Annotated in this window: 22 protein-coding genes and 7 tRNA genes; 3 read left to right on the forward strand and 26 right to left on the reverse strand. The window is 39.2% G+C overall.

The window, feature by feature from the left end:
* Positions 1–40: 40 nt before the first annotated feature.
* The 3 genes from GVV19_RS03815 to GVV19_RS03825 all read right to left on the reverse strand — a co-directional run bounded on the left by GVV19_RS03815 (position 41) and on the right by GVV19_RS03825 (position 766).
* On the reverse strand, positions 41–481 hold the full coding sequence (locus GVV19_RS03815) for a GNAT family N-acetyltransferase (RefSeq protein WP_159641073.1): 441 nt from the start codon (positions 479–481) through the stop codon (positions 41–43).
* A gap of 106 nt (positions 482–587) precedes the next feature.
* Positions 588–663, reverse strand: a tRNA-Ala gene (locus GVV19_RS03820).
* A 26-nt stretch (positions 664–689) separates the two neighbouring features.
* A tRNA-Ile gene (locus GVV19_RS03825) sits at positions 690–766 on the reverse strand.
* A gap of 306 nt (positions 767–1072) precedes the next feature.
* Between GVV19_RS03825 and nox the strand changes: the two genes are divergently transcribed.
* Positions 1073–2407 (forward strand): H2O-forming NADH oxidase, encoded by a 1335-nt coding sequence (nox, locus tag GVV19_RS03830; RefSeq protein ID WP_159645711.1) that lies wholly within the window; start codon positions 1073–1075, stop codon positions 2405–2407.
* Positions 2408–2557: 150 nt separating this feature from the next.
* On the opposite strand, the gene GVV19_RS03835 is transcribed toward nox, so the two are convergent.
* From GVV19_RS03835 to GVV19_RS03890, 12 genes are all read right to left on the reverse strand, one after another.
* Positions 2558–3469, reverse strand: a complete 912-nt coding sequence (locus GVV19_RS03835) for a LysR family transcriptional regulator (RefSeq protein WP_159641079.1) — start codon at positions 3467–3469, stop codon at positions 2558–2560.
* Positions 3470–3477: 8 nt separating this feature from the next.
* Positions 3478–4545, reverse strand: coding sequence for a butyrate kinase (gene buk / locus GVV19_RS03840; RefSeq protein ID WP_159645714.1), 1068 nt, complete (start codon positions 4543–4545; stop codon positions 3478–3480).
* 1 nt (position 4546) lies between these two features.
* Complete coding sequence (locus tag GVV19_RS03845; protein WP_236262320.1) at positions 4547–5446, reverse strand: phosphate acyltransferase; 900 nt, start codon at positions 5444–5446, stop codon at positions 4547–4549.
* Position 5447: 1 nt separating this feature from the next.
* Positions 5448–6503: a PTS transporter subunit IIC gene (locus GVV19_RS03850; protein WP_159635192.1), complete on the reverse strand. Its 1056-nt coding sequence runs from the start codon at positions 6501–6503 to the stop codon at positions 5448–5450.
* 9 nt (positions 6504–6512) lie between these two features.
* Complete coding sequence (gene lpdA, locus GVV19_RS03855; protein WP_159645717.1) at positions 6513–7919, reverse strand: dihydrolipoyl dehydrogenase; 1407 nt, start codon at positions 7917–7919, stop codon at positions 6513–6515.
* A 6-nt stretch (positions 7920–7925) separates the two neighbouring features.
* On the reverse strand, positions 7926–9203 hold the full coding sequence (locus GVV19_RS03860) for a dihydrolipoamide acetyltransferase family protein (RefSeq protein ID WP_159645720.1): 1278 nt from the start codon (positions 9201–9203) through the stop codon (positions 7926–7928).
* Between the two features lie 8 nt (positions 9204–9211).
* The gene (locus tag GVV19_RS03865) at positions 9212–10192 is read right to left on the reverse strand and encodes an alpha-ketoacid dehydrogenase subunit beta (RefSeq protein WP_159641091.1); all 981 of its coding nucleotides are present in this window, start codon (positions 10190–10192) and stop codon (positions 9212–9214) included.
* Positions 10192–11301 (reverse strand): thiamine pyrophosphate-dependent dehydrogenase E1 component subunit alpha, encoded by a 1110-nt coding sequence (locus tag GVV19_RS03870; RefSeq protein WP_159645723.1) that lies wholly within the window; start codon positions 11299–11301, stop codon positions 10192–10194. Before GVV19_RS03870 ends, GVV19_RS03865 begins: the two co-directional genes overlap by 1 nt.
* A gap of 202 nt (positions 11302–11503) precedes the next feature.
* Positions 11504–12340 (reverse strand): alpha/beta fold hydrolase, encoded by an 837-nt coding sequence (locus GVV19_RS03875; RefSeq protein ID WP_159645726.1) that lies wholly within the window; start codon positions 12338–12340, stop codon positions 11504–11506.
* A gap of 225 nt (positions 12341–12565) precedes the next feature.
* Positions 12566–12641: transfer RNA gene (locus tag GVV19_RS03880), tRNA-Ala, on the reverse strand.
* A gap of 41 nt (positions 12642–12682) precedes the next feature.
* Positions 12683–12758: transfer RNA gene (locus tag GVV19_RS03885), tRNA-Ala, on the reverse strand.
* A 23-nt stretch (positions 12759–12781) separates the two neighbouring features.
* A tRNA-Ile gene (locus tag GVV19_RS03890) sits at positions 12782–12858 on the reverse strand.
* A gap of 295 nt (positions 12859–13153) precedes the next feature.
* Between GVV19_RS03890 and GVV19_RS03895 the strand changes: the two genes are divergently transcribed.
* Together GVV19_RS03895 and GVV19_RS03900 are read left to right on the forward strand one after the other, a co-directional pair.
* Positions 13154–13423, forward strand: a complete 270-nt coding sequence (locus tag GVV19_RS03895; RefSeq protein WP_159635209.1) for a rhodanese-like domain-containing protein — start codon at positions 13154–13156, stop codon at positions 13421–13423.
* Positions 13424–13432: 9 nt separating this feature from the next.
* Positions 13433–13714 carry a rhodanese-like domain-containing protein gene (locus GVV19_RS03900; RefSeq protein ID WP_159641097.1) on the forward strand — a complete coding sequence of 94 codons (282 nt, stop codon included), beginning with the start codon at positions 13433–13435 and terminating at the stop codon, positions 13712–13714.
* A 139-nt stretch (positions 13715–13853) separates the two neighbouring features.
* Here the strand turns inward: GVV19_RS03900 and GVV19_RS03905 are convergent.
* From GVV19_RS03905 to GVV19_RS03955, 11 genes are all read right to left on the reverse strand, one after another.
* A tRNA-Ala gene (locus GVV19_RS03905) sits at positions 13854–13929 on the reverse strand.
* A gap of 26 nt (positions 13930–13955) precedes the next feature.
* Positions 13956–14032: transfer RNA gene (locus tag GVV19_RS03910), tRNA-Ile, on the reverse strand.
* A gap of 166 nt (positions 14033–14198) precedes the next feature.
* Positions 14199–14852 (reverse strand): CatB-related O-acetyltransferase, encoded by a 654-nt coding sequence (locus GVV19_RS10890; RefSeq protein WP_159635215.1) that lies wholly within the window; start codon positions 14850–14852, stop codon positions 14199–14201.
* A 186-nt stretch (positions 14853–15038) separates the two neighbouring features.
* The gene (gene rpsI, locus GVV19_RS03920) at positions 15039–15440 is read right to left on the reverse strand and encodes a 30S ribosomal protein S9 (RefSeq protein ID WP_159635218.1); all 402 of its coding nucleotides are present in this window, start codon (positions 15438–15440) and stop codon (positions 15039–15041) included.
* A 9-nt stretch (positions 15441–15449) separates the two neighbouring features.
* On the reverse strand, positions 15450–15887 hold the full coding sequence (gene rplM, locus GVV19_RS03925) for a 50S ribosomal protein L13 (protein WP_159635221.1): 438 nt from the start codon (positions 15885–15887) through the stop codon (positions 15450–15452).
* 100 nt (positions 15888–15987) lie between these two features.
* Positions 15988–16725, reverse strand: a complete 738-nt coding sequence (truA, locus tag GVV19_RS03930) for a tRNA pseudouridine(38-40) synthase TruA (RefSeq protein WP_159645729.1) — start codon at positions 16723–16725, stop codon at positions 15988–15990.
* Complete coding sequence (locus GVV19_RS03935) at positions 16725–17522, reverse strand: energy-coupling factor transporter transmembrane component T family protein (RefSeq protein ID WP_159645732.1); 798 nt, start codon at positions 17520–17522, stop codon at positions 16725–16727. Before GVV19_RS03935 ends, truA begins: the two co-directional genes overlap by 1 nt.
* The gene (locus tag GVV19_RS03940) at positions 17515–18366 is read right to left on the reverse strand and encodes an energy-coupling factor transporter ATPase (RefSeq protein ID WP_159641106.1); all 852 of its coding nucleotides are present in this window, start codon (positions 18364–18366) and stop codon (positions 17515–17517) included. The genes GVV19_RS03935 and GVV19_RS03940 overlap by 8 nt, the downstream gene beginning before the upstream one ends.
* Complete coding sequence (locus tag GVV19_RS03945; RefSeq protein ID WP_159635233.1) at positions 18357–19169, reverse strand: energy-coupling factor transporter ATPase; 813 nt, start codon at positions 19167–19169, stop codon at positions 18357–18359. The genes GVV19_RS03940 and GVV19_RS03945 overlap by 10 nt, the downstream gene beginning before the upstream one ends.
* 15 nt (positions 19170–19184) lie before the next feature.
* Positions 19185–20411: a peptidase T gene (gene pepT / locus GVV19_RS03950; RefSeq protein ID WP_159645735.1), complete on the reverse strand. Its 1227-nt coding sequence runs from the start codon at positions 20409–20411 to the stop codon at positions 19185–19187.
* A 114-nt stretch (positions 20412–20525) separates the two neighbouring features.
* Positions 20526–20708, reverse strand: coding sequence for a hypothetical protein (locus GVV19_RS03955; RefSeq protein WP_159635239.1), 183 nt, complete (start codon positions 20706–20708; stop codon positions 20526–20528).
* Positions 20709–20760 lie beyond the last annotated feature (52 nt).

Below are 20760 nucleotides of genomic sequence, written 5' to 3' on the forward strand. Positions count from 1 at the left end.
CATGAAATTTTCACAATAGTGTGAAAAGAAATTAACAATTCTATTGTGACTGATACTTCATGTGAAGCATCGGATTACGATTTCCAGCTTGATCGATTGGATTAACCCGATCCAGTTTAAATCCTAAATTTTGATAAAACAGTTTTTCATGTAAATTTGTCTCTGGAATATCCACTGTTATTGCTTGATTGAGCTGTAAAACTTCTCGAACCAGTGAACCTGCAATATCTTTGTTACGAAACTCCGGGCTCACGTACAACATCTCGATTGCGCCATTTAGAACTCCAATAAATCCTTGCATGAAACGGTTGCTTTCGAAAACGTAGACAGCATCCATCGACGCGAGTCCAGTAAGTATTGTTGGGCGCATTGATTCAATCATAGATTCATTGATTGTCGTATGCGTCGCTTTTACAGATTGTTCCCAAACATCAAGTAACCGATTCAAATCATCTTCTAAAACATTAATTTTTGTAATCATTGTGCCACCCCTTTGTATCTTTATTATAACGCGTCTTGATGCAGATGTATAATGGACGTTGTAGGAACAAAAAAAACATCCGTTATGGATGTCATTATTTAAAATATGGTGGAGCTTAGCGGGATCGAACCGCTGACCTCCTGCGTGCAAGGCAGGCGCTCTCCCAGCTGAGCTAAAGCCCCATATATTTTGTCATTACTTAAAGAAATGGTGGGCCTGAATGGATTCGAACCAGCGACCTCACCCTTATCAGGGGTGCGCTCTAACCAACTGAGCTACAGGCCCATTCCTTATTGCTAAGATAATATATCATTCTGAATTAGGAGTGTCAACACGTTTTCATAATTATTCCCAATTAATCCTATTTCCGTCCAAAATCATCCCAACATTACATTCTTTTATCTGTTTTTACAGGAATTTCATCGTATAATTCGTGAATAGTGAAATAATAATCACTATCATACCCTTTCATGGATTTTGTATGCTATTTATTAAGAATATTTTTATAATTCTCTATTTTCAAACACATTCATCAAATATTCCCAGTGCTATACTAACTATAGTGAACGATTCACTACAGGAGGAAGTAAAATGAGTAAAGTAGTTTTAATTGGAGCAAACCATGCTGGAATTGCAGCTGCAAATACGATCTTGGACAACTATCCAGATCACACATTAACAATACTTGACCGTAACACAAACCTTAGTTATTTAGGTTGTGGTACAGCTCTATGGGTGGGGCAACAAATTGATTCTTCTGACCAATTGTTCTATACGAACAAAGATGCATTTATCGCTAAAGGCGCAGATGTGCATATGCAAACAAACGTTGATCACGTTGATTTTGCGGCAAAGAAGGTTCACTATGTTGACTCCGAAAATCGTGAAACAGTCATCGATTATGACCAATTAATTTTGGCAACTGGATCATTACCAATTACACCAAAATTACCAGGAATGGATTTAGGCGGAGTTCACTTTGTCAAACTTTTCCAAGATTCACAAAAAGTTGACGCACTATTAAGTCAAGAACATGTTAAAAATGTTGTTGTCGTTGGTGCTGGATATATTGGTGTTGAAATGGCCGAAGCTGCGCGCCGTCGCGGTAAAAACGTTCGAATCGTCGAATCTGCATCGACATGCTTAAGTAGCTACTATGATGAATGGTTCTCAAAAGACATGGACAAAGTTATGAGCGATAAAGGTATCGATCTGAACTACGGCGAAATGGTTACTGCCTTCGAAGGTGATGGTAATGTTTCAAAAGTTGTTACAGATAAAGGTTCTTATGATGCTGAACTTGTCATCATGGCTATCGGCTTTAGACCCAATAATGAATTAGGCAAGAACGATCTTGAATTATTTAATAATGGCGCTTACCTCGTTGATTTACAACAACGAACAAGCTTACCAGATGTATATGCTGTCGGGGACTGTGCTACTTTATATTCAAATGCCTTACAAGAAACAACATATATTGCGCTTGCTACGAACGCAGTACGTTCAGGAATTGTTGCTGGACATAATGTTGGAGGAACACCGCTTAAATCATTAGGGGTTCAAGGTTCAAATGGTATTTCCATTTACGGGTATAACATGGTTTCAACAGGTCTTAATATCGAAGCAGCTAAAAAAGCTGGAATTGATGTTGTCTACACTGACTTTGAAGACCTCCAAAAACCAGGCTTCATGAGCGAAAATAATAAAGTTAAGATTCGAATTCTATACGAACGTGCAAGTCGCCGCGTAATCGGAGCACAACTTGCATCATACACGGATATTTCGATGACCATCCATATGTTCTCATTAGCAATCATGAAAGAAGTCACAATTGAAGAAATCCAACTCTTAGATATCTTCTTCTTGCCTCACTTCAATCAACCATACAACTACATTACGATGGCTGCACTTTCAGCTAAAGAGTAAATTTTTAATAGGAGTCTTTAAGACTCCTTTTTTTATGCGCCGGGTTATATTATAGTTGTCCAACGCTACTATTCAGATTTAATCATCTTTTTAACTAATAAGAATTATTATAAAATAAAATAAAAAACGAATCCTGGCATTGGATTCGTTTTATTTCGATGTTGACTCAGTACTGAGAAGTGTCTGTTGGAAACTATTATAGAAAATTCGGTTATCGTAGTCTTTTAAATCCAGACTTGTGATCAAAACTACATTGAATCGAGCAACTTCCGCATCTTCCAAGGGAATCCATACAATATCATCCCGTTGTAAGACATCTTGGATTGCGAATGGAAGGAATGTTACTGATTTATATGTCGCAACATGTTCAACGATAACTTCCCAATTTTCATTCACAAAGACAATGTCAGGATAGTAGCCAAGATTTATGCAACGTTTCTCGATTTCGTTTCCCATTGCAAACGCATCTGTCATCATACTGAATCGTTCATTTTTAAGCTGTTCAAGCGATAAGGAGGTTGCTTGACACAGACGATGCCCCTTTGGCAAAACAACGGCAACGTCATAATAGTAGTCATCAAGAATTACTTTAGATTCATTGAGGATTGGAAAATAAATCGGCGTTGAGACCATCCCAATATCCAACTGCCCGTTTGCGACGAGTTGCTGAATTTCTTTTGAACCGCGTTGCGTATAGTCAAGGCGATAGTCGGGATAGAACTCTGTAAATTTTTGAAAGATACTCATGTATTCAATTGAAGAGAGTATTGTTAATCCAAAACGGATCCGCCGTTTTTGAAGTTGACCCGCATAACGAACTGAACGCATTAGGTTATCTGCATCCATTAGTAAAGTTTTCGCACCTGTATAGAGCGCATTTCCTGCCTCAGTTATTTCAATACCGGTTGTTGATCTCTTAACCAACTGGGTCCCCATCATTTCCTCAAGTTCTTTAACATTCCAACTAAGTGCTGGTTGTGTTATATATAGTGCTTTCGCAGCACGAGAGAAATTACCTTCTTCAACTAATGTTACAAAATACCCTAATTTTTTTAGGTCCATGCTGCCCCCTACGTGTTTCTTTTGAAACGCTGTACAGGCTCCTCTTGTTTATAGGCACGATAGCCACCCATTGATAATGCTTCAAGTTCATACTCACCTGGGTAGATGACTACCTCGGCAAGGAAAGAAACACGCTCTGTTACCCAGTTCATGACGCGGGCAGAACGAGAGAAACCCCCACTTATTACGATTGCATCAATGTCTCCTGATAAAACTGGAGCAAGTGTTCCAACACTCTTCGCAATTTGATATGCCATTGCTTCGAGAATGAGTGCTGCTTCGGTATTACCAGCATCAATTAATGCTTCAACATCACGAACGTCGTTAGTGTCAAAATATGATACTAACCCCCCACGATGGCGAATGTCTTTCGTAACCGATTCTTTAGGTATATTATAGCATAAATCCATAAATGGTCGTAGTGGCAATCCTCCAGACCGCTCTGGTGAAAATGCGCCTTCATCATCACCGACAAGATCAATCATACGACCTTTTTGGTGTGCTGTCACTGTAATACCAGTTCCAGCATGTACAACAATCAAATTTAATGAATTGTAAGGTTTATTTGAGTCTTTTGCATATTTATGAGCAACGGCCCGAGAATTAAGCATATGACCCACACTTTTTCGCTCTATACCGTTAAGCCCTGAAACACGGGCAATATCATTTAACTGATCTACGGATATAGGGTCATAGACATACGCCTTACCCTTTCCGTTTGTATCAACAATGCGTTTCGCCATTGCGGCTGCTAGATTTGCTGGATGTGATACGCTAGATTCATTCAAAAGATATGATACAAGTGCATCATCAATTTCGATGGCGCCCGCATCAACAGGTGGGAGGATCCCCCCTCGAGCAACAACCACATCAATATCTGAGACAGAATATCCATGCTTACGAATTGCTTCTAGAATGGATTCATAGCGCATCTCCAACTGATCAATGAGGCGATCGTAGGCTTCAATTTGTTTGATATCATAACGTACTTCATCCGTAAATACTTCAGTTGTATCTTTATATAATGCACATTTTGTTGATGTCGCACCAGGATTAATACTTAGAATGTATGTCATGTTAAGATTCCTCATTTCCAATAAAGCATGAGAGTAAAATGGAGTTTATTTTTTCATCTAATGTTGAACCCCTTGAGGTAAGAACAATTGGTACTTTCGCACCTTGAACGATGCCTGCCATTTTCCCTTCTGTAAAAAGCGTCCCCACCTTTCCAAGTATATTTCCACTAATAATATCTGGAACAACGAGAATATTTGCATCACCTTGAATTTTACCCGCGTATTTCTTTGTGGTAGCGATGGTAGAAGATACTGCCAAATCGATCGAAATTGGCCCTTCGACAGTTGCATCCTTCCAGGTCTTTTGTGAAATTTTCTCTGAGTCAAGCGAGGCTTGTATGTGTGGATTGGTGTGCTCAGCCGCATCAACGAGTGCAACTTTCGGGACTGCAACCCCTAGAGCATGTGCAACGTGTACTGCATTTTCAATAATACCTATTTTTTGTTCAAAATTTGGATAAGGTATCATTCCACCATCAGTAATCATAAACATACGCTCCAAATACGGAATTTCAACCAAAGCAACATGTGATAAAACTGGCTGATTACGAATACCTGTATCGCGATTCACCACTTCACGCAAGAGATCACTCGTCTGAATAAAACCTTTCATTAAGATATCTGCATCCCCGTCACGAACACATTCAACGGCTTTAAAAGCTGCTTCTTTATCTGAATCTGCATGTATAATTTTGAGAACATCGCGTATTTTATGAGCTTCAAGTATTGCTAATATTTGAGGTTCATTACCAATTAACGTTGGCTCAATATACCCACGTTTCATAATTTCAACAACTGATAATAGTGAAGCTTCTTCATGAGCATTCACAAGCACAAGTTTGCGCGGTTTTATTTTATTTCGAATTAGCAACGTTTCGAGTTCAACAAAGTTTTTAATCATATTATTGCACCTCGATTTTGTAATCCTCTGGCGAAACAATTGGTTTCATTGTTGTAAAAACATAACGGAAAATGAAGGCAAGCGCGACCGGAACAACAATGAATGCAATGATTGCTTGAAGAATATTGATGAATGTCCAACCACCTGCAAGATTAATAGCATTGATTGGTCCGATGAATCCACTAATTCCAAAACCTGCTGACATCGGCGTTCCTTGTTGACCAAGAATTGCTCCAATCATCCCTGCAATTGCAGCATTACAGACAATTGGCAACATAATTTTCGGTTTTTTGATAACGTTGGCCATTGCCATCTTTGGCGAACCGGCCATGAGCGCAATACTGATACCTGTTGAGTTTGCTTTCCAACCTGTGATTGCTAGTCCAAAAGCAGTTGCGCAGATTCCAATATTAGCAGCTGCCGACCCAATTCCCGTTAAGTTGATAGCAAGTGCTATACCAACCGTTGAAATTGGCGAAACGATCATCACTGCGAAGATTGATGCCATGAGTAAAGACATAATAATTGGTTGGAAATCCATTAATGATCCGATCATCGATGCCAAACCACCGGTGAACATTTTGACATAAGGTAATGTCAAGACACCAATGCCACCCGCTATAATCAACACGAGTGTTGGTGTTAAAAGTAGCGTATATGCTTTAAACCGACCATTTATGTATAAAATCATGATGGTCGCAATCGTTGCAGTAATGGAGATGTTGATAATATCTCCACTTCCTGCAAAGAGGAAGCCGCCCCCTTCCGCAAATTTCCATGCTCCTGACCCCAGGCCTGCTGCCATAGCAACAGAAGCTGTTTCAATCGGTGTAAATTTAAATTGCATAGATATTGCATATCCAATAACCACCGCCATCATCGTCATCGCTAAAGATGTTGCGTCTAAGACAAATTGTCCTTGTGGAAAGATTGGCAGAAGTGCTTTGAATAGCTCATTGAGTAACGCTCCAGGTATTAATACAACAACAGACCCGACAGCGATACCATTCAATATTTTCATCCCAAATCCTTTTTCAAAAATTGGTTTTTTTGTCATATTTTTCTCCTATATGTGTATTGGAAGTCCTTTCGCAAGTTCACTCGCATCCATAATTGATTCGGATAATGAAGGGTGAACATGAATGATAAGGCTAATATCATCAAGAGTCAGTTGTGTTTCAATTGCCATTGTTAACTCAGCAATTAACTCACTCGCTTGTTCCCCAACAAGCTCGGCACCAAGAATTGATGATGTTTCAGTATCCACAATAATACGAACAAATCCTTGTGTTTTTCCCATTGAAAGTGCACGACCATTCGCCTGAAGTGGGAATGTAAATCCTTTTGCTTTAAATCCTGATTTTTTTGCTGAATCGACAGTATGGCCTACGACCGCGATTTCCGGATCTGTAAAACTCACTGCTGGAATCACAGTATAGTCAAATCCTGACGCTTGTCCGGCAATTACTTCAGCAACAACTTTTCCTTCATAACTTGCTTTATGCGCAAGCTGAGGACCCGGAATTACGTCACCGATAGCATAGATATGATCGACAGATGTCCTACCTTGTGTATCAACTTCAATAATTCCGCGTTGATCTTTTTTAACATCTGTATATTCCAAACCGATTGCATCGGTGTTAACGCTTCGGCCAACTGTTACCAAGACATAATCAGCAGATATCGATTCTTGTTTGCCATTTGCTTCGTATGACACCGTTACATGATCAGGTTCAGATAGAGCTTTTGTAGCTTTGACATCTGTCAGAATTTCAACACCTTTGTGCTCAAAATTTCGAATGACCTCTTTGACAAGGTCTTTACTAAATGTCGGCAGAATCGTTGACGTTCCTTCTAGTATTGTAACTTTCGTTCCTAGATTCGCGTACACACCTGCGAGCTCACTACCAATGTATCCGCCACCAACGATAACCATTGATTTTGGCACTTCGTTGAGGTTAAGCGCTCCGGTTGAATCTAAAATGCGATCACCAAATTTAAATCCAGGTATTTCAATTGGTCGACTTCCAGTGGCAATAATTGCATTGTCGAAAGAGAATGTTTGACCCTCACTACCACCAACCACGCGTACTTTTTCGTTGCCAATGAACATCGCTTCACCATATACAACAGAAATTTTATTTTTTTTCATGAGTGCAGCAATTCCACCAGTTAGTGCATCCACAACTTGAGTCTTTTTCCATTGTTGTGTCTGAACCATATCTAAAGTTGATGGACCATAACTTAATCCATACTCATTTTTTTCTTGTGTAGCTCGGAATTCCTTACTCACATGAATCATGGCTTTTGATGGAATACACCCCACATTGAGACAAACGCCACCTAAAGTATCCTTTTCAATTAAAGTAACCTTTTGCCCCAGCTGGGCTGCGCGTATCGCAGCCACATACCCACCAGGACCTCCTCCGATAACAAGAGTTTGAGCGTGTTTACTAAAATCTCCTACTACCATATAACCCTACCCTTCTAAGACGATTTTATTAGGATCAGCTAAGAGTGATTTTAATTCGTCTAGTGCTTTCTGTGCTTCGACACCGTCAATAACACGATGATCAAAAGTAAATGAAAGTTTCATAACTGGTGCTACTTCAAGTTCACGATCCGCATTTACAACGGGTTCATACGTAATACGTGATGTCCCCAAGATTGCAACCTCTGGGTAATTAATAATTGGTGTTGAGTAGACTGAATCTTTTGAAACTCCGCCGACATTTGTAATTGTAAATGAGCCATCACGCATACTTGATCCTGGTAATTTTCCTTCAGTAGCAAGTTCTGCATTCTTTTGGATTTCCTCGGAAATTTCGAATAGGTTTTTCGAATCTGCATGTTTGATGTTTGGTACATATAAACCACCATCTGTATTGGTTGCTACACCAATGTTGATTGCATTTCGATATACAATTTCAAAGTTTTTCTCATCTACAAAAGCATTGAATATTGGATATTTTTTTAACATCGCTGTCGCCGCTTTTACAAAATAAGCTGTATAGGTTAAATTAACACCCTTTTCTTTGGCATATGCTTTGTAGCTCTCGCGATGTTCCACTAATTTTGTTGCATTCAAATCTGCAAAGACTGTAACACGTGGAATTTCAGTTGCTGAACGAACCATCGCTTGCATCGTTGCTTTACGCATTGGTGACATAGTTTCGCGACGGTAACCACCACTATCCACAGTGATTTCAGGTTCAAATACAGGTGCAATAGGTGCCGCAGATTCAACGACCGAAGCCACTACAGATGCACCATTTAGGAATAAATCAATATCCTCACGCGTCACAGTATTATTTCTACCTGTAGCAGGGATTCCGTTAATATCTACACCCTTTTCACGCGCATATTTTCTAACCGATGGAATTGCTTTCGCCTTAGCTAAGACTACACCTTCTTTTGGTGCAACAACTGCCGCCGGCACCTCAACCATTGAAGCTTCTGGTTCATCTTCTATATGCGCTTCACCTTCAATTTTGAAACCTGTTTTTGCTGCCCATGCATCGTCAACATCAATTTCTACTAATATTTGACCGACTGTCGCAATATTTCCATCGTCAATAAAAATGGATTTAACCAAACCGGTTACTGGCGATGGTACTTCTATCGTTGTTTTATCATTCGCAACTTCAAGCAATAGATCATCTTGCTTGATTGTATCGCCATTTTTAACACCCCAGCTTACAATTTCACTTTCTGTAATTCCTTCTCCAAGATCGGGAAGTCTATATTGAAATTTCATACAATCACCTAGTATCCTTCCTTAACAGTTTTTACTGCATCCATGATATCCTTAGCATTTGGAAGCCAGATTGTTTCGGCTGCAGGTAATGGATATGTTGTATCCGGTGCAGAAACACGTGTAACAGGTGCAAGTAGATCCAAGAAGAATCGCTCATTAATTTCTGATACGACATTCGCTGAAATACCCGCTTGACGTTGTGCCTCTTGAACTACGACAACTCGTCCTGTTTTACCAACTGAAGCTCCGATTGTTTCATAATCTGGATGTGACACAGTTCGCAAGTCGATGACTTCAACACTAATGCCTTCATCAACAAGTGCTTCTGCAGCTTTGAGTGCTTCAATAACCATCGCACCGTAAGCAATAACAGTTACATCTGTTCCCTCTTTCGTAACAGCAGCTTTATCTAATGGCACTTCATAGAGTCCTTCTGGAACCTCCATTTTCGCACCACGGTAGAGTTTTAAATGTTCTAAGAAAACAACGGGATCATTACTACGAATTGAAGATACAAGTAACCCTTTTGCATCATAGGCGTTCGTTGGTACGACAACACGAATTCCCGGCATTTGAGCCACGATACCCTCATAACTATCAGAGTGAATTTCAGGAGTTGCAACACCACCTCCGAAGGGACTACGGATCGTAATTGGAGCCGTGATGTTTCCTTCTGTTCTAAAACGCATACGCGCCATTTGATTTGTAAGTGAATCGATTGCTTCTGTTACAAACCCAAAGAATTGAATTTCAGGAATTGGACGAAAACCCTCTGCAGCCAATCCAATAGCAAGACCTAAAATTGCAGATTCCGCAAGTGGTGTATCAAAGACACGGCTATCTGTATGAATTTGTTGTAATCCATTAGTAGCACGGAAAACGCCACCATTTAATCCAACATCTTCACCAAATATAAGTGTTTTCTCATCTTCTTTTAAAATTTCATCCAATGCATTTGTGATTGCTTCAACCATATTGAGTTGTGCCATTATTCTTGCTCCTCCTTAATTTTGAATGCTTCGTATTGTTCTTTTACAGAAGGTGGCATGACTTCAAACATATTTTTCAGATAACCTGAGACTGTTTGTTTCTCTGCTTTACGTGCAATTTCAAGTGCTTCCTTAACTTCTGCTTGCGTTTTTTCTAGAACAGCTTCCTCTTTTTCTTCATTCCAAAGGCCGCGTTCCGTTAAGAAATTACGCATTCTGATAAGTTGATCTTTTGGTAACCAGCGCTCAACCATTTCATTTTCACGATAACGACGTGGATCATCACTTAAAGTATGCGGTCCATATCGGAATGTTAAGAACTCGAGCAGTACTGGACCATGACCATTCACTGCATGATCACGAGCTGCTTTTGTTGCAGTATATACTGCAAGAGGATCCATACCATCCACAAACAAGTGCGCAATTCCAACACCATGACCTTTTTGTGATAATGTTGCGGAGCGTGTTTGGAAACTACGTGGAACCGAAATTCCAAATCCATTATTCTGTGCTACGAAGATGACCGGAGCATCATAAACACCAGCAAAGTTCAGACCTTCATAAAAGTCACCTTGAGATGTACCTCCATCACCAATATAGGTTAGGGCTACATTTTTCTTATTATTTTTTTTCAACCCTAAACCAACACCTGTTGCTTGGATAATTTGAGCCCCAATTATAACTTGTGGTGGGAACGATTTAATGTCTTTGTCATATGAGAATCCATTAGTATGACCAATATACCAGTTCATTGCTTGAGACATTGGAACACCGTGGCGGATCATCGGTGGAACATCCCGGTAACTTGGTAACAACCAATCACCTTTTTCTAAGACATATTGACTGATCAACTGACTTGCTTCCTGGCCTTCTGTTGGCGGAAGATTTCCAATAATTCCTTGACGGCTAAGAATACTGACTCGATTATTGTATTCTCGACCCCACACCATAATTTCCATCATTTCAACAAGTTGATCATCAGTGAGTTCTGGCATATAAGCCTCATTCACAATTTTTCCAGTTTCGTCCATGATTTGAAATAAATCTGGAAGTTTGTTCGATTCTTCTAGAATCTCTTTAAAATCTAATACTTTACTTTTTTTAGACATACGATTTCCTCTCTTTTTCGCATTTAAAAATGACAGCAATAAACTTCTGACTTCCTGAAACTTAGAATTGTAAGCGCTAACAACTTCTACCCAAATTATAGTTTGTATGCCCTTTCATGACCAATAGAAAATATTTTAACCTATAAAAAAAATTTATAGGTTAATAAAAAAGCTGAAGAACGAATGTTCCTCAGCTTCATGATTACATAATTAAATCTAGATATTTTTTATATTGTATTGGTTCTTCTAGCATTGGGTTATGGCCACTGGCTTGAAACTGACCATAAGTTATGTTTGCATTGTCAAAGACAATGTCTTTCCATAAACTTGTCGGTGCAACTAAATAGTCATATGGTGACAAGAGAAGCAAGACCGGTTTTTGATACCTCTCAAAAAATGATACCGTATCGAACGTAGCAAATGCTTCGCCCCACAAATGATCTAAAGCAGGCATGTTATTGACAACATCATCCCACAAGTATGCACCATCAAATGTATAATTATAAAAACTGTGCGCTTGCATCGCTATATTCATCAATGAGAAACGCTCAGATTCATAATCTTGAACCGACGCTTGGAAGGTTTCCCATGCTTGATAAAACGTTGCTTTACGTTCTACTGATGCCGTGTCTTCAAAGTATTGAATGCTTCCTTGTTGTCTTTTGGCTGTATTAGTTGGCGCTAGGTTTGATAGTATTAGTGTCGCCACATGATCAGGATATGCTCTCGCATAGGCCATAGCCATGAATCCGTGTCCAGAGTGACCCAACACGTGCATCTTGTCGATTCCAAGTATAATACGCATTGCCTCAATGTCTTCAACAATTACATCAAGACTATAGGGCGCTCCATCATCTACAGATTTTGAAAAACCTCTGTGGTCTGCAAAGACAAAGTTAGTCGAATCATAAATTGAGTCAGCAAAGAGTTTGGGATAATATACCGAACTACCGATTACAAATATCGGAGTATCTGTATCCTTTCTCATATCATTAATATTTAGTGTGTAACCATCTCGGTTAATTGATAATTTATTCATTGTTTTTCTCCTTTTATTTTTAAATGAATTGTGTCGTTTAAAATTGAAAGAAGTAAATTATTTATGCTACTTCAATCAATTATCAAAAATTGAGTAGCTATACGCTTTTACACGCTTATCTATACCGAAATACATAGTATCAACTCCTTAAGGAAATATTATAACCAATAATTTATATAAGGTCAAAAAAAGACCATCTTACGATGGTCTGTGATTTACAATTTATGGTGGAGCTTAGCGGGATCGAACCGCTGACCTCCTGCGTGCAAGGCAGGCGCTCTCCCAGCTGAGCTAAAGCCCCATAATTTGGTTACAGATACTGTAACCATTCAATTGTAAATTTGGTGGAGCTTAGCGGGATCGAACCGCTGACCTCCTGCGTGCAAGGCAGGCGCTCTCCCAGCTGAGCTAAAGCCCCAAATATTTAGCAATCATTAGAAATGGTGGGCCTGAATGGATTCGAACCAGCGACCTCACCCTTATCAGGGGTGCGCTCTAACCAACTGAGCTACAGGCCCATATCTTGACTGCTTAATTAATATACCATTATGACCTCTAAGTGTCAACAAATTTTGAACAATATCAGTCAAAAAAAGAGAACTTTATTTTCCATTTGAATTCCTATCTGAAAAACCTACAAACTTAGCACACTTTAGCCGATTATTAAGTACCACCATCCATAGTGTACGCCGCTTTTTAAACGCGCTACTAAATCCATAAAATTGTTGAAATCGAACCCTTCTTATGAGCATATTACTTTACCAAATATACCCCTTAGGGTATATTGTATTCATGAAATCAAGGAGGCAATCAATGTTTTTCAATAAAGTTCCATCAGTTGCTTATCACGAATTACCTGCAAATGCAGTCATTATAGACGTTCGCGAACGGCATGAGTACCAACAACGTAAACTACCCCGGACAAAAAATGTACCTTTGAGTCAGCTTGACGGGTTTCAAAGTTCAAAAACAGTCTATGTAATCTGTGCAAGCGGCTCGAGGAGTAAACGTGCTGTAAAATCATTACGCAAGCGCAATATTGACGCCATTAACATTCGCGGCGGCATGATGCACATACGTTAGGAGATAATTATGTTTCAAACTATACTCATCAATGAGTTCAAATACAATCAACAGGAACATCATGTTATTGATGTTCGCGAACCTATTGAGTTTGCTATGGGTTCAATCCCAAATGCACTCAATATCCCTTTACAGACGATCCCTTACAATTTAGGATTACTGGATAAGAGTAAAACTTATCACATTGTTTGCCAAAGTGGGTCCCGTTCTTATACTGCGGCACAATTTTTAGCGCAACAAGGGTATAAAGTCGTCAATATGTTAGGTGGCATGTCTGCATATCGCGGATAAAAAAACATCCATTTAGGATGTTTTTTTATGGGTTTGTCCTGTGTCTAACGATAAACACACCACCTAATCAATTTTTGACTATGTTATTTAATTGAATAAAAAAAAACTTTCTTCATCAGAAAGTTGATTTCACAATTTATGGTGGAGCTTAGCGGGATCGAACCGCTGACCTCCTGCGTGCAAGGCAGGCGCTCTCCCAGCTGAGCTAAAGCCCCATATATTTTGTTATTACTTAAAGAAATGGTGGGCCTGAATGGATTCGAACCAGCGACCTCACCCTTATCAGGGGTGCGCTCTAACCAACTGAGCTACAGGCCCATTTCTGACTGCCTTAATAATATACCACTCGCATTTAGGGGTGTCAACCGGAATTGAACTTTATTTCTTAATATCTCAAATATTTGAGAAATCACATCAAACACCGCTTAAAATTACACTATTATAACTGTAAGAAAGGCGCCATCATCAGATGAACGCCTTTTATTTATGTTAAATTATGACGCAGTGCAAATTGATACAATGCGTTTACATCTCCACTTGAAATGTAAGGCAATGCTAAGACAATAATATCATGAGGCCACGTATACCAAGCAATCTCATTTAACATCAAAATCTCTGACTCACTGAAGCGCATTTTAAGGCGTTTCGCAGGATTGCCGCCTACAACTTCATAATCCGCTACATCACGCGTTACAACCGCTCCAGACGCGATAATAGCACCATTCCCGATTGTTACGCCAGGCATAATTGTTGCTCCCATCCCGATCCATGAGTCGTGCCCAATTATTGTATTACCTTTCGGTGAATACGATGCCTGAATCGTTTCCGCGAATGGATAGAGCGAAATCCATTCTGTATTATGGTTATTGTTTCCTCCCATAAGAATTACGACTCCACTAGCAATGCAGACATAGTTTCCAATTATTAATCGATCCAGTTCCCATTGATTGGATTCAATTGGATTAAACAACGTCCTTGAAAATGCATCTCCCCATAAAAAGCGGACACATCCATCTTCAAAATCATTAGACCCATAATAGCCAGAATAATACGAATATTCTCCGACCTCAATTAGGGGATTAGTAATTATATCTTTTAAGTATCTTGGCTCTGACCAATGTCGATAATCAATTTTCATGTTTATACCTCTCTTCTATCGATTTTTACTTAGAAGAGAGCACGACCACTGCGACATTTCGGAGCTGTTTTAATTTTCGAATCAACTCATCACCTCATTTGTTTAATCATTATGCCATAATTTTACGTCATGTCAAATAAAAAGACTTCCCAAAGGAAGTCTTGATAGTCTCTAAAGTTAATAGTATTAACGTTTTGAGAATTGTGGTGCACGACGAGCGCCGCGAAGACCTGGTTTTTTACGTTCTTTAGCACGTGGGTCACGTGTAACGAATCCAGCTGCTTTGAGGGCAGGACGGTAATCTGCTGATGCTTCGATTAAAGCACGAGTAATTCCGTGACGGATTGCTCCGGCTTGACCTGTAAGTCCTCCACCTTTAACGTTAACATTAACGTCAAATTGGTCAACAGTTGATGTCACTTCAAAAGGTGAACGAACTGTCATTTGTAATAATTCTGAAGGCAAATGCGCTTCAATAGGTTTGTGGTTAATTGTAATAACACCAGTTCCTGGAGTCAAATAGACACGAGCAACGGATGTCTTACGACGACCTGTACCTAAGTAAGTTACTTTATTTTTTGTTGTCATACTCTTCTCCTATCCCTTGATTACCATTTCCACTGGTTGTTGAGCTGCATGTGGATGGTTTTCACCTTTGTAAACAAATAAATGTTTACGTTGAACATCGCCCAAGCTTGTGTGTGGTAACATACCGTGAATAGCTCTTTCGACCCATTCTACTGTGTATGCTTCACGCATTACACGTGTTGAACGTGTACGCATTCCACCAGGGTAGTGTGAGTGATTGTAGTAGAATTTTTTGAATTCTTGATCTCCGCTGACTTTAATTTTGTCTGCATTGATAACGATTACGTAATCTCCACCGTCTACGTTAGGTGTGTAAGTTGGTTTGTGCTTTCCACGTAATACTGTTGCAACTTCACTTGCAAGACGTCCTAGAGTCTTGTCAGTTCCATCAACAACATACCATTGGCGCACAACATCTGCTGGTTTCGTCATAGTTGTTTGACGCATAAAATTTCCTCCTAAACCAAAAGTAGTTTCCGGGGCTACTATTGGCATAAAGTGCCGATATAAATTATATGTTCTTTGGCAATAAAAGTCAAGAAACTAATTAGGAATTGTACGTGACTTTTTCTAAATAAAGACCACACCCGGGCACATTGTGTTTTGCAATATCTTTGTCCTTAGCATCTCGGTACATTTTGACCGTATCAGGACTTATTTTTTCAGATCCGACCATGACCATCGATGCGACGATCATTCGTACCATATATCTTAAAAATCCAGTTCCAGTAATCCGAAATTCAAGAATATCGTCCGAAACTGTCATTTCAAAACTGTGAACTGTACGAACTTGATTGGGAAACAAATCAAGTGGTGAACTATTAAAACTTGTAAAATCATGTTCGCCCACAATATATTCCATAGCTTCTTCAATTTTTGAAAGATTAAGCGGATGATTGACCTGATATACATAGTTTCGTTCAAAGACATTGTACGGCCCGACATTAATTCGGTAAACATACGTCTTTGCAATTGCATCGTGGCGAGCATGAAAAGTATCATCAACACGTTCCACTTTGAGAATATTAATTGCATCTGAGGTTTGCGTGTTGAGTGCCTTAATCCAATTTGCAATTGGCATGTTTATATCAGAATCAAAATGAAAGACTTGAGCCAATGCATGAACCTGTGTATCAGTTCGACCCGATCCATGAATTGGTACAGGTTTACGGTGGAGCCTTTTTAGTGCTCCTTCAATGTCGTCTTGAACACTGTCTTTCGATGGCTGTTTTTGCCAACCTGAGAAGGCGGATCCATCGTAAGCAACCGTCACTTTGTAGCGCATTAGATACGTCCAATCATGATTGTTGCTATGAGGATAGCAATTGACAGAACAATGAACATCCAATCACTTGGTTTTACTTCAAGTTGTTTGTAACGTGTTCGTGTTTTTCCTGGGTAATATCCACGGGCTTCCATCGCATCTGCTAAATCTTCCGCACGCATATAACTCATCATGAATAAAGGGCTGATCATCGAAACGATTCCGGTTATTTTTTCTTTTAACGACCCTTCGTCTAAATCTACACCACGGCTTGCTTGCGCATTCATAATCCGTTGTGTATCTTCGATTAAAGTTGGTATATAGCGCAGCACAATTGATATCATCATTGCTATCTCGTGCGCGGGAACTTTAATGCGACGTAAAGGACTTAGTAAATCCTCTATTCCAAGTGTCAATTCTAGTGGTTGAGTTGTTGCTGTCAAAAGTGTTGTTACCATGATCATCTGAATTAAACGGCTAACAATGAACAATGTTGAAAAAATAGCACCACTGTAAATATTCCATCCAAAAATCGAAACAAGAACATAACCTTCTCGGATTGCGAACATATTTAGAATGAATAAGAAAATCAACATAAACATCATCGGTTTCATCGATTTTAGAATAAATTTGAATGTGAGTTTCGACGCAAGAATAGCTGCACCTAAAATAACAAACATAAAGATACTTCCAGCAGCATTATTGACATTAAAGATAGCAATCATCAAGATAATCATTGCCACCATTTTAAAACGCGGATCCATTTTATGGATTTTTGAATCGAGCGGAACGTAACGTCCTAAAGCAATATTATTCATGACGTCCCTCCTTAACCATTTGTGCAATGTTATCAAGGTCAAGTTCTGTTCCTGTATCAATACCACGTTGTTTCAAAGATGCTTTCAGTTGTAAAACTTTCGGGACAACAAATTCTAAACTATCCAAACGACTGGTATCTTCAAAGAAATTCTGAGTTGTTCCACTAAAGAACACCTGACCATCTTTTAGCACAAGGACTTCGTCTGCGTAGTTTAGTACATGATCCATATCATGAGTTACCATGATAACTGTCTTATTATAGTCTTTATTGAGCGTCATGAACAATTGCATCATATCACGACTTCCTTGCGGATCAAGACCAGCAGTAGGTTCGTCTAGCACGATAATTTCTGGGTCTGTTGCCAAAACTCCTGCAATAGCAACACGTCGTTTTTGACCGCCAGAAAGGTCAAAGGGAGATTGTTGCCATAACGCTTCATCAATTCCGACTAAACGGAGCGCTCGTTCTACATTTGTTTTAATTGTTTCGTCACTGAACCCAAAGTTCTTAGGACCAAATGCAACATCTTGATAAATTGTTTCTTCGAATAATTGCATTTCTGGGAACTGGAAGACCAACCCGACTTTAGAACGCAATGCTTTCAATTTAGAGGGCTTTTCATTCGCGACATGTGTATGGTCAAGAATCTGAACTTCGCCTGCTGTAGGGCGTAACAAACCGTTTAGGTGTTGGACAAGGGTTGATTTCCCACTACCAGTAGCACCAATAATTGCAGTGACTACACCTGCGTTAATTGTGGCATTGATATCACGCAATGCAACATATGCAAAAGGCGATTTCGGAGCATACTCAAAACCAACATTTTTAAATGTTATTGCCATAATTCCTCAATCATCCTTTCTACATCATACATCTCATCCAGTTCAATTCCCTGAGCCTTCAGTGCATTATGAAACTTAACACTAAACGGAATATCTAATTGTAACTTTACAAGCGTCTCGGCTTGGTTCAAGATACTCTCTGGTGTTCCTTGCATTGCAATTGACCCACCGCTCATAACAATGACATAATCAGACATCAACACTTCTTCAATATCATGCGTGATGGATAAGATTGTCATTTTATTTTTATGGTGTAATTCATGCACCAAATCATTTACTTCTTTACGGCCTTTGGGGTCTAGCATACTCGTTGCCTCATCCAAAACCAAAAGTTCTGGACTCATCGCAAGAGCACCTGCAATTGCTACTCGTTGTTTTTGTCCACCTGACAGTTTAGTCGGTTCATGACCTAAATAATCGAGCATTCCGACGCGACCTGCAAATGTTTCGATAATACCATCCATTAGCGCAGGTTCCACAGTACGATTTTCTAGCCCAAATGCGATATCATCACGGACCGTGGATCCGATAAATTGATTATCTGGGTTTTGAAATACAATTGCGATTTTTTCGCGTACGTCATAAACATTGTCATGTGTAAGGATCATGTCATCGATTTGAATCTTCCCTTCATCAGCTTCAAGTAAGCCGATGATGAGTTTCGCAACAGTAGATTTTCCACTTCCATTATGGCCAATAATTGTTACGTAATCTCCTTTGTTAACCTCAAAATCAATGCCATCGACAGCATTGACTTTTTTGTTATAGGAGAATTTTAAATTACTTACTGTTAATTGTTTCAAATTACTCACTCCAAACTATTGAATTGCATTTAATTTTGATATTGCAATAATAACCTCTGTTGCTTTTTCCATCGTTTCAACAACGGCAAATTCATGTTTTCCGTGGAAATTCTCTCCACCTGTAAAGATATTTGGTGTCGGTAACCCCATGTAAGAAAGTCTTGAACCGTCAGTTCCGCCACGTACAGGTGCAATGATGGGTTCAATATCACATACAAGCATTGCTTCTTTTGCTAGTTCAACAATACTCATATCTTTTTCAATGATATTACGCATATTATAGTATGTTTCTTCAGTTTCTACCATTACTGTACCCGCACCATATTTGGCATTAAGATTCGCTGCGATGGTGTCCATAAGGTCCATACGTGCTTCAAATTTACTATCATCATGATCACGAATAATAAATATCATCTTCGCATCTTCAACAGTCGATTCCATATCTGACATCATAAAGAAACCTTCATAATCTTCAGTATGCTCTGGACGTTCGAGTGGAGGGAGTTGATTAAAGAATTCCATTGCTACAACACCCGCATTAATCATGGTATCTTTGGCAGATCCAGGATGAACACTGACTCCCTTAATGGTTACAAGTGATTCCGCAGCATTAAAGGTTTCATATTCCATTTCACCCAATCCGCCACCATCTACGGTATATGCAAAATCTGCGTCAAATCCTTCAACATCGAAAGAATCAGCACCAGTTCCAATTTCCTCATCGATCGTAAATGCGATTCGGACATCACCGTGCTCTACTTCTGGATGTTGTACTAAGTATTCCATGGCCGTCATAATTTCTGCAATGCCTGCTTTATTGTCTGCACCAAGAAGTGTCGTCCCGTCAGTAACAACCAGTGTCTTTCCAACATGGTTTTTTAAATTCGGGAACACATCAACTTTCGTTACAATATTTAATGCTTCATTCAATATAATATCCCGACCATCGTAATTTTCGATGATTCGTGGTTGTACACTTTCTGAGTTAAAATCAGCTGTATCCATATGAGAAATGAAACCTACAGTACGAACATCTCTATCCACATTTGAAGGCAACAATGCAGTCACAATAGCATTATCATCGATTTTAACTTTTTCTAAACCAATCGCAATACATTCTTGATAAAGCATTTTCGCCAAATCAAATTGTATTTGAGTTGAAGGGGTTGTCATTGATCCACTATCTGATCGTGTGTTTATTTTAGTATAACGTACTAAGCGTTCAATTAAAGTATCTTTCATTGTCTCTACCTCGCTAGTCTGTTGTTATTTTACCATATTTGATAACGGAAATGTTACAGAGTGATAGGCTAACCTCATAAAAAAATCCACTATTCAGTGGATTAATTGATAATGCTATTCTGTTGGTTCTTCTACAACTTCATTGGCAAGATCTAAGACTGCGTTTTCTGCCTCTTGACTGATTGCATCTAAAGCATCAATTGTCTTCTCGACATGCTTTTTATTATTTGCGTTTAGATAGTATGCTGCAGCACCAACTGCACTACCGATTATTACGAGTGGTAAGAATTTTTTCATTGAATCTCCTGCCTTTCTTCTACTATTAGTGTATCATACTCATACTTGTTTA

Origin of the sequence: Erysipelothrix anatis (assembly GCF_009828745.1) — a bacterium.
In the GTDB taxonomy this organism is placed as follows: domain Bacteria; phylum Bacillota_I; class Bacilli_A; order Erysipelotrichales; family Erysipelotrichaceae; genus Erysipelothrix; species Erysipelothrix anatis.